Annotated in this window: 10 protein-coding genes; 8 read left to right on the top strand and 2 right to left on the bottom strand. The window is 58.1% G+C overall.

From position 1 onward, the window contains the following. A partial coding sequence (locus Q7O77_RS10430) for a KUP/HAK/KT family potassium transporter (RefSeq protein ID WP_304166693.1) occupies positions 1 to 875 on the top strand: 875 nt, incomplete at its 5' end. Here the strand turns inward: Q7O77_RS10430 and qseC are convergent. Continuing rightward, complete coding sequence (gene qseC, locus Q7O77_RS10425; protein ID WP_304166690.1) at positions 872 to 2,242, bottom strand: quorum sensing histidine kinase QseC; 1,371 nt, start codon at positions 2,240 to 2,242, stop codon at positions 872 to 874. The two genes, Q7O77_RS10430 and qseC, sit on opposite strands and share 4 nt — an antisense overlap. After that, entirely contained in the window at positions 2,239 to 2,901 is a 663-nt protein-coding gene (gene qseB / locus Q7O77_RS10420) for a quorum sensing response regulator transcription factor QseB (RefSeq protein ID WP_304166687.1), read from the bottom strand. Before qseB ends, qseC begins: the two co-directional genes overlap by 4 nt. Before the next feature lie 217 nt (positions 2,902 to 3,118). Between qseB and Q7O77_RS10415 the strand changes: the two genes are divergently transcribed. The 7 genes from Q7O77_RS10415 to rbsR form a co-directional block, all read left to right on the top strand. After that, positions 3,119 to 3,520, top strand: coding sequence for a YgiW/YdeI family stress tolerance OB fold protein (locus Q7O77_RS10415; RefSeq protein ID WP_304166685.1), 402 nt, complete (start codon positions 3,119 to 3,121; stop codon positions 3,518 to 3,520). Between the two features lie 212 nt (positions 3,521 to 3,732). Next, a complete protein-coding gene (gene rbsD, locus Q7O77_RS10410) occupies positions 3,733 to 4,152 on the top strand; it encodes a D-ribose pyranase (RefSeq protein ID WP_304166682.1) in 420 nt (139 codons plus the stop codon). 7 nt (positions 4,153 to 4,159) lie between these two features. Then, a complete protein-coding gene (gene rbsA, locus Q7O77_RS10405) occupies positions 4,160 to 5,668 on the top strand; it encodes a ribose ABC transporter ATP-binding protein RbsA (protein ID WP_304166680.1) in 1,509 nt (502 codons plus the stop codon). A 7-nt stretch (positions 5,669 to 5,675) separates the two neighbouring features. After that, positions 5,676 to 6,644, top strand: coding sequence for a ribose ABC transporter permease (rbsC, locus tag Q7O77_RS10400; RefSeq protein WP_094117954.1), 969 nt, complete (start codon positions 5,676 to 5,678; stop codon positions 6,642 to 6,644). 26 nt (positions 6,645 to 6,670) lie between these two features. Next, entirely contained in the window at positions 6,671 to 7,561 is an 891-nt protein-coding gene (rbsB, locus tag Q7O77_RS10395; protein WP_085650595.1) for a ribose ABC transporter substrate-binding protein RbsB, read from the top strand. 55 nt (positions 7,562 to 7,616) lie between these two features. Further along, a complete protein-coding gene (gene rbsK / locus Q7O77_RS10390; protein WP_304166674.1) occupies positions 7,617 to 8,543 on the top strand; it encodes a ribokinase in 927 nt (308 codons plus the stop codon). A gap of 3 nt (positions 8,544 to 8,546) precedes the next feature. Continuing rightward, positions 8,547 to 9,541: ribose operon transcriptional repressor RbsR (gene rbsR / locus Q7O77_RS10385; RefSeq protein WP_304166672.1), on the top strand; the 995-nt coding region annotated here is incomplete at its 3' end.

Raw genomic sequence — 9,541 nt, 5'->3', positions numbered from 1 at the left:
TGGAGTCCGGGCAAATCTATATTCCGGTGATCAACTGGCTGCTGTATGTGGCGGTGGTGCTGGTGATCGTCAGCTTTGAACACTCGAGTCGACTGGCCGCGGCCTATGGGATTGCGGTCACCGGGACGATGGTACTGACCAGTATTCTGGTGTGCATCGTCGCGGTTAAAAACTGGCACTGGTATCGCTATGTGGTCTATCTGGTGTTGGCGGCGCTGCTGATAATCGACGTACCGATGTTCCTGGCCAACGCCGTGAAAATTTTCTCCGGCGGCTGGTTGCCTCTGGCGCTGGGGATGGTGATGTTCGTCATCATGACCACCTGGAAGAGTGAGCGTTTCCGCCTGATGAGGCGGCTGAATGAACACGGCAACTCGCTGGAGGCGATGATCGCTTCGCTGGAGAAAAACCCGCCGGTGCGGGTGCCGGGCACGGCGGTGTACTTCTCCCGCGCAACGCACGTCATCCCCTTCGCGCTGTTGCATAACCTGAAACATAACAAGGTGTTGCATGAACGCGTGGTGCTGCTGACGATGCGGACCGAAGATGCGCCGTACGTACACAATGCTCGCCGGGTGACGGTCGAACAGCTTTCGCCTTCTTTCTGGCGGGTCATCGCCAGCTACGGATGGCGGGAAACGCCCAACGTGGAAGAGGTTTTCCACCGCTGCTGGCAGGACGGCTTAACCTGTCAGATGCTGGAGACCACCTTCTTTATGTCTAACGAATCGCTGATTATGGGCAAACGTCCGTGGTATCTGCGCGGTCGCGGCAAGCTGTTCATGATGCTGAGCCGCAACGCGTTGAGAGCCGCCGATCAGTTCGAAATTCCACCTAACCGGCTGATTGAGCTGGGGATTCAGGTGGAAATCTAGTGACCCCGGGTTAGCGGCCAGGTCAGCTGGGCGGATAATCCGCCGCCCGGCTGATTCGCAAACCGTGTCGTCATACCATGCAGGTGGGCGATGCGGTTCACTATCGACAGGCCCAGTCCGCTGCCCGATGCTTCCTGACCGGGCGGACGAAAGAAGCGTTCGCCCAACCGCAGCAATATCTCCTCGTGTACGCCCGGCCCTTCGTCGGCCACTTCCAACCCCTCTGTCGTCAGCCTGACGCGCACGACGCCGCTTGCGCCGTTACGACCATAACGAATGGCATTATCCAGCAGATTGCGCACCAGCAGTGCCAGCAGCAGCGTGTTGCCCGGCGTGACCACCGGCGTTTCTGGCGTATTAAGGTTGAGCGTCACGCCCTGACGCCGGGCTTCCTCTGTCTGATCGGCAACGGCCTGTTGAAGCAGCGGCTGCCAATGGACCGTTTCCGATGAGGCGGGATCGTTGTCGACGTCGAGACGAGAGAGGGTCAGCAGCTGATCGACCAGCCGGGCCGCCCGGTCTATGCCCGCGTCCAGCTGGCCGAGCGCGCGTTGACGCATCTCTTCATCGTCATGGGCGAGTTGGACAACCTCGGCCTGAACTTTCAACGCGGCCAGCGGGCTACGCAGTTCATGGGCGGCATCCGAGGTGAAACGTCGCTCCCTCATCAGCATGGCGTTGATGCGGGCGAACAGGCCGTTCAGGGCGTCCACCAGCGGGCGCACTTCTTGCGGCAGTCTTGGCGTAGCGATGGGTGACTCGTCATCCGGGCGACGCTGTCGGAGCTGGCGCGCGATGTGCGTCAGCGGCCGCAGCTCGTAGGTGACCAGCAGGAACAGCAAGATCAGCATGATAGGCAGGGCGGCTAGCCAGGGCGTGAGATTGGTTTTCACGATAGCGAGCGCCATATCGTGGCGATATTCCACCTCCTGCCCGACGGCCACGATATAGCGTTTATCCGGCGTGGTCAGCCACACTAGCCGCCAGAGATCGTCGTCATTGTGTAATTGGCCGGTGGTGAATCCATCATGCTGATAGTCGGAGAATACAAACCGTTTGCCGTTGTCGTCATCACTCAGCACCCGCTGCCCGTCGGCCCGGAAAATGGCGAAGGCCAGCGCATCCTCATCCTGCTCGCCGCGCGCCCTTTTCATGATTTGCCGGGCGGCGGGCAGCGCCTGTGGCTGGAGATCCTGCGGCGTGAGGGTGGCTAGCCGTTTGGCGAATAGCAGTTGCTGGGTATCGAATAGTTCGTCGATGTTGTGCCGGGTCTGTTGCCAGGCCAGGATGGCGGCCGCGCCCCAGCATAGCAGCGTCAGCAGCATGAATCCCAGCAGCAGACGGAGGCGGAGATTTAATCTTTTCACGGGGCATCTCCCAGCCGGTAACCTACGCCGTGGACGGTACGGATGACGCGGCTGCCCAGCTTTTTGCGTAGATGATGAATGTGGACTTCCACGGCGTTGCTGGAAACGTCATCGTCCCAGCCGTACAGTTTTTCCTCCAACTGAGCGCGCGTCAGAATCCGACCGGCGTTCATCATGAACAGCTCCAGCAGCGCCAGTTCGCGCGACTTCAATTCGACGGGACAATCGTCGACGGTGACGGTGCGTGTGCCCGGCTCTAACGCCACGTTGTTGTAGACGAGCTTTGGCCGCAGCTCGCCATGACGTCGGCGGATCAGCGCTTGCAGCCGTGCGGCCACTTCGGTGAGGGCGAACGGTTTACACAGGTAGTCGTCTGCGCCGTCCTGCAATCCCTGAACCCGGTTTTCTAGTGCGTCGCGCGCGGTCAGAATCAGCACCGGGATTGACTCTCCGGCCTGCCGCCAGCGCCGCAGGATGACCAGACCATCCATTTCCGGCAGGCTCAGGTCCAGCACTACCGCGTCGTAAGGGGCGGCGTGCAAGGCCTGCATCCCCTGTTCGCCTTGCAGGAACCAGTCGACGCTAAACCCCAGTTTGGTCAATCCAGCCTTGATGCCGTCGCCTATCAGCCGGTCATCTTCTATCAGCAGTATTCTCATTTTCTCCCGCCTTGTGTTGAGGGGATGTTATCGGGGGATGGTACTGAGAGAACAGCCCAAAGGCCCGGAAATGTGGCGCCGACCACCGTATTGATAAAGATAATGGATAATTGGCTATCCTTAAGATCCTGTTAAGAACATTTTGTTTTAGTGGCGCTGTAAGGCAAATAAAACGCCGTTTTACCCTACGGCAATCAACGGTATTAAGGAGTTTTTTATGAAAAAGACAGCAGCATTATTCGCTATCACCGCCCTGTGTTCCGCCCCGGTTTTTGCCGCCCAGACCGGCGGATTTGTGGAGCCTAATGCGTCCGCGTCCTCATCGCATTCCGCTGGCGGGTTTTCTGGTCCCGACGGTAGCGTGACGACGGTGGCGAAAGCCAAAGATCTGAAAGATGACAGTTGGGTGACTGTGCGCGGCCATATTGAGCGCCGCGTCGGCAGCGAGGATTACCTGTTCCGCGATGAGACCGGCACGATAACGGTCGAGATCGACGACAAATACTGGAACGGTCAGAGCGTGACGCCGACCGACAAGGTGGAGCTGCAAGGCGAGCTGGATAAAGGTTTCAATTCCGCAGAGCTGGATGTGAAACAGGTGAAGAAAATCCAGAACTAACGCGTCTCGAACGTTCCTCTTCTCCGGGCGGGTCTCCCCGCCCCAGTTTCTGTTCTTTCGGTTTCTCCTTCCTTTAGTACGTTCTCCCCCCTGTTTTTATCGCGCGAGCGAAACGTTTCGATGGCGATCACATTTCGGCTACATCTTGATTGTCTTCCCACCATGGTTTGCTCATTATCCGGGCACGCGAAACGTTTCGCTCAGGGGGAATGATGAAAAAAGGTGTGCTGCTGAATACCGCGATCTCCGAGGTGATAGCCCGTCTGGGGCATACCGATAGCATCGCGATTGCGGATGCCGGACTGCCGGTGGCGGAGACGACCCTCCGTATCGATCTGGCCCTCACTCACAACGTGCCCGAGTTTATGCCGGTGGTGGCGACGGTGACGGCGGAAATGCAGGTGGAAGCGGCCATTCTGGCCAACGAGATCGTCGAGAACAATCCTCGCATCCACGATGCGTTATTGCAGCATTTGCTGCAGCTTGAACAACGTCAGGGCAATACGATTTCGCTGCATTACGTCACCCATGACGCCTTCAAACAGCAAAGCGCGCAATGCCGGGCCGTGATCCGCAGCGGGGAGTGCTCCCCTTATGCGAACGTCATCCTGTGCGCGGGCGTCACTTTCTGAGGCCGCTATGCAACCTTTACTGCAACTGCACGGCATTACCAAATCCTTTCCGGGCGTTAAAGCGCTATCCGGCGCGGGGTTGAACGTCTATCCGGGCAAAGTCATGGCGCTGGTGGGCGAGAACGGCGCGGGCAAATCCACTCTGATGAAAGTGTTGACCGGGATCTATCGCAAAGACGCCGGGAGCCTGCGTTTTCTCGGCGAAGACGTCGCCTTTAGCGGACCCAAAGCGTCGCAGGAAGCGGGGATCGGCATCATTCATCAGGAGCTGAATCTGATCCCGCAGCTGACCATCGCGGAAAATATCTTCCTTGGACGTGAATTTACGACGCCGCTCGGCCGCATCGACTGGAAACGCATGTATGCCGAGGCGGATCGCCTGCTGCAACGGTTAAACCTGCGTTATGACAGCCGTCGTCCGGTGGGAGATCTGTCGATTGGCGATCAGCAAATGGTGGAAATCGCCAAGGTGCTCAGCTTTGAGTCGCAGGTCATCGTTATGGATGAGCCTACGGACGCGTTGACCGATACCGAAACCGCCTCTTTATTTAGCGTCATCGGCGAGTTGAAGGCGCAAGGCTGCGGGCTGGTCTACATCTCCCATCGCCTGAAGGAGATTTTTGAGGTGTGCGACGATGTCACGGTGATGCGCGACGGGCAGTTTATCGGCGAGCTTCCCATAGGCGATCTGCAGGAAGAGCGGCTGATCGAGATGATGGTGGGTCGCAAGCTCGAAGATCAATATCCCCGCCTCGCTCAGGAGCCGGGAGCAATCCGGATGCGCGTCGATCGGGTCTCCGGGCCGGGCGTACAGCCGGTCAGTTTTACCTTGCGCAAGGGCGAGATCCTTGGGGTTTGCGGTCTGATGGGCGCAGGCCGCACAGAGCTGATGAAAGTCCTCTACGGCGCGTTGCCCCGCACGGGCGGCTCGGTAACGCTGGATGGCCGGGATGTCGTGACGCATTCGCCGCAAGACGGTTTGGCGAACGGCATCGTTTATATCTCTGAGGATCGCAAGCGCGACGGTCTGGTGCTCGGCATGTCGGTAAAAGAAAACATGTCTCTGACGGCGCTACGTTATTTCAGCCATGCCAACGGAACGCTGAAACACGGTGAGGAAGCGCAGGCCGTGAGCGACTTTATCCGCCTGTTTCATATTCGCACGCCCTCCATGGATCAGCCCATCGGGCTACTTTCCGGCGGCAATCAGCAAAAAGTGGCGATAGCGCGCGGGCTGATGACGCGGCCGAAGGTGTTGATTCTTGATGAACCGACTCGCGGCGTGGACGTCGGCGCCAAAAAGGAAATCTACCAGTTGATTAACCAGTTCAAGCAGGAAGGGCTGAGCATCATTCTGGTGTCGTCGGAAATGCCTGAAGTTCTGGGAATGAGCGACCGCATCCTTGTGATGCACGAAGGGCGTCTGAGCGGCGAATTCTCCCGCGATGAAGCGACGCAGGAAGCGTTGATGGCGGCCGCCGTCGGAAAACCACACTACAGCATAGAGCAGGAGTAAGGCCGAAATGAGCACTCACACTATCCTCGCAAAGCGCCGCTTCGGCAAAGCGTGGCTGCTGGAACAAAAGTCGTTAATCGCGCTGCTGATCCTTATCGCGGTGGTGTCGGCGTTGAGCCCCAACTTTTTCACCCTGAACAATCTGTTCAACATTCTGCAGCAGACGTCGGTCAACGCCATTATGGCGGTGGGGATGACGCTGGTGATCCTCTCCTCAGGCATTGATTTGTCCGTCGGATCGCTGCTGGCGCTAACGGGCGCGGTGGCGGCGTCTTTGGTGGGGATGGAGGTCAATGCGCTGGTGGCGGTGTTCGCCGCGCTGGGGTTGGGGGCGGCCATCGGCGCAGGCACCGGCTTCATTGTCGCTAAAGGTCGCGTCCAGGCGTTTATCGCGACGTTGGTCATGATGTTGTTGTTACGCGGCGTCACCATGGTTTACACCAACGGCAGCCCGATCAACGCCGGTTTTTCGGCGTCGGCGGACGTGTTGGGCTGGTTCGGCATTGGGCGTCCGCTGGGCGTGCCGACGCCTATCTGGTTAATGGCTGGCGTCTTTCTGGCGGCGTGGTATGTGCTCCATCACACCCGCTTCGGACGCTACATCTATGCACTGGGCGGCAATGAGGCGGCGACTCGCCTTTCCGGCATCAGCGTGGATAAGGTCAAAATCGCGGTCTACGCGCTGTGCGGTCTGCTGTCGGCGCTGGCGGGCATTATTGAAGTCGCTCGTTTGTCGTCCGCTCAGCCTACGGCGGGGTCGGGCTATGAGCTGGATGCCATCGCCGCCGTCGTTCTGGGCGGCACCAGTCTGGCGGGCGGTAAAGGGCGTGTCATGGGTACGCTGATTGGCGCATTGATTCTTGGATTTTTGAACAATGGGCTGAATCTGCTGGGCGTATCGTCTTACTACCAAATGATCGTCAAAGCGGCCGTGATTCTGCTGGCGGTTCTGGTAGACAACAAAAGCAGTAAATAACCGTCATTGAAACAGGAATCTTAAAGATGAAAATCAAAACGCTTGTGACGTTAATTTCCGCCGTTGCCTTAAGCGCAACGCTCTCCGCTCAGGTTGCGGCCAAAGAGACCATCGCGCTGGTGGTGTCGACGCTGAACAATCCCTTCTTTGTTTCATTAAAGGATGGCGTCCAGAAAGAGGCGGACAAACAAGGCTATAACCTGGTTGTGCTGGATTCGCAGAATAACCCGGCGAAAGAGTTATCAAACGTGCAGGACCTGACCGTTCGCGGCGCCCGGCTGCTGCTGATTAACCCCACGGACTCCGATGCCGTAGGAAATGCCATCAAAATGGCCAATCAGGCCAACATCCCGGTGATTACATTGGATCGCGTTGCCAGCAGCGGTAAGGTCGTCAGCCATGTGGCATCGGACAATGCCGCTGGCGGAGCCGCAGCAGCAGACTTTATCTCCGGTAAGCTGGGTGAAGGCGCGAAGGTCATCCAGTTGGAAGGACTGGCGGGAACATCGGCGGCCCGCGAACGCGGTCGCGGTTTCATGACGTCGGCAAAGCAGCACCATTTTGACATTCTGGCCAGTCAGCCGGCGGATTTTGATCGCACCAAAGGGCTGAACGTCATGCAAAATCTGCTGACGGCGCATCCTGCGGTGAAAGCGGTGTTCGCGCAAAACGACGAAATGGCGCTGGGCGCGCTGCGCGCTTTACAGACGGCGGGCAGAGATGATGTGCTGGTGGTGGGATTTGATGGCACGACGGACGGGATAAAAGCCGTTAACGGCGGCAAGCTGGCTGCGACGGTGGCTCAGCGCCCTGACCAGATTGGTATCATCGGCGTTCAGACGGCGGATAAAGTCCTGAAAGGCGAACAGGTGCCTGCGGTGATCCCCGTCGATTTGAAATTAATGACTAAGCCATAACGTATTGACGGATGCGCCGCGGTTCAACGCGGCGTGTTCATTGGGAGAGCGTGCGATGAAAGCCGGAAGACTGGTGGTGCTGGGTAGTATCAATGCGGATCATATTCTCAATCTGGCGCAGTTCCCTTCACCCGGTGAAACGGTGATCGGTAAGCATTATAACGTGGCCTTTGGCGGCAAAGGGGCCAATCAGGCCGTTGCGGCCGGGCGCGGTGGGGCGGATATCGCTTTTATCGCCTGCGTAGGGGCCGACGATATCGGTCAGCGTATTCGTCAGCAGTTGGCGGAGGACCGCGTCGACATTTCCGCCGTGGAGGCGGTCCCCGGTCAGACGACCGGCGTGGCGCTGATTTGGGTCAACGATGACGCTGAAAATATGATCGCCATTCACTCTGGGGCGAATGCAGCCTTAAGTCCTGTCGTGATGGCGCGGTTTCAGCAGCAGATAGCAGAGGCATCCGCGCTGTTGATGCAGCTGGAATCCCCGTTAGAAACCGTGATGGCCGCCGCTCAGTTAGCGCGGCGACACGGCACCCGTGTCATTCTCAACCCCGCGCCTGCGCGTCCTCTGCCAGATGAACTGCTATCGCTGGTGGATATGATGACGCCTAACGAAACCGAGGCGCAGCATCTGACCGGTATTCGAGTGGAAACCGACGCTGATGCTCAGCGCGCGGCGCAGGCGCTGCATGATAAAGGTGTGGGGTGTGTGATTATTACTTTGGGGCGTCGCGGCGCGTGGGTGAGCGAAAAGGGTCACGGGCAGCTGATCCCGGGGTTTCACGTGGAGGCTGTCGATACCATCGCCGCGGGCGATACTTTCAACGGCGCTTTGCTGACGGGGTTGCTCGAAGAGATGCCGATGCTGGAGGCCGTTCGTTTCGCACATGCGGCGGCGGCGATCGCGGTAACGCGACGCGGTGGTCAGCCGTCTGTACCATGGCGTAATGAAATAGAGGCTTTTTTGCAGGAACAGGAGTGATTTTTGGCAACGATGAAAGATGTCGCCCGAGTGGCGGGCGTATCCACGTCGACGGTATCTCACGTTATCAACGGCGACCGTTTTGTCAGTGAAGCCGTGCGCGAGAAAGTCTTGCAGGCGGTTAAGCAGTTGAACTACGCGCCGTCCGCGCTGGCTCGCAGTCTGAAAATCAATCAAACCCGCACGATCGGTATGCTGCTGACGGCGAGCAGCAACCCCTTTTATGCCGAGGTTGTGCGCGGCGTGGAGCGCAGCTGCTACGAACGTGGCTACAGTCTGATTCTGTGCAACACGGAAGGCGACCCTGAGCGCATGAGTCGCAGTCTGGAGACGCTGTTGCAAAAGCGCGTGGACGGTTTGCTATTAATGTGTTCGGAAAGCAGCGCGCTTTCTCCAGACATCATGGCCCGCTACCCTTCTTTACCTACAGTCATGATGGACTGGGCGCCCTTCGAAGGTTGTGGCGGGGTGATTAAAGACAATTCCCTGCAGGGTGGTGAGATTGCGACGCGATATCTGATAGCGCAAGGCTATCGCCGTATAGCCTGCATTACCGGGCCGCTGGATAAAACCACGGCGCACAATCGTCTGGAGGGTTACCGTAAAGCGATGGACGATGCGGGACTGCACCGTCCTTCTTTCTATGAAGTCTCCGGCGATTTCGAATTTGCTTCTGGTTATCGTGCAATGCAACAGTTGCTGACGCTAGAGCAGCCTCCCGAAGCGGTCTTTGCCTGTAACGATGCGATGGCGGTGGGTGTTTACCGTGCGTTGCATCAGGCCGGGTTGTCTATTCCTGATGATGTGGCTGTGATGGGGTATGACGATATAGAACTGGCACGCTATCTCTCTCCGCCTTTAACGACCATTCAGCAACCTAAGGATGAATTGGGCGAGCTTGCTATCGATACCCTACTGTATCGAATGACGGATCCGGACTCTCCACCGAATGTTTTAACGTTGACGCCGGAGCTGGCCGTCCGGGAATCGGTAGGGAA

Source organism: Lonsdalea britannica (assembly GCF_946477055.1).
GTDB lineage: Bacteria > Pseudomonadota > Gammaproteobacteria > Enterobacterales > Enterobacteriaceae > Lonsdalea > Lonsdalea britannica_A.
The sequence above is the reverse complement of the archived record's forward strand: the minus strand, read 5'-3'. Positions and strand labels throughout refer to the sequence as shown.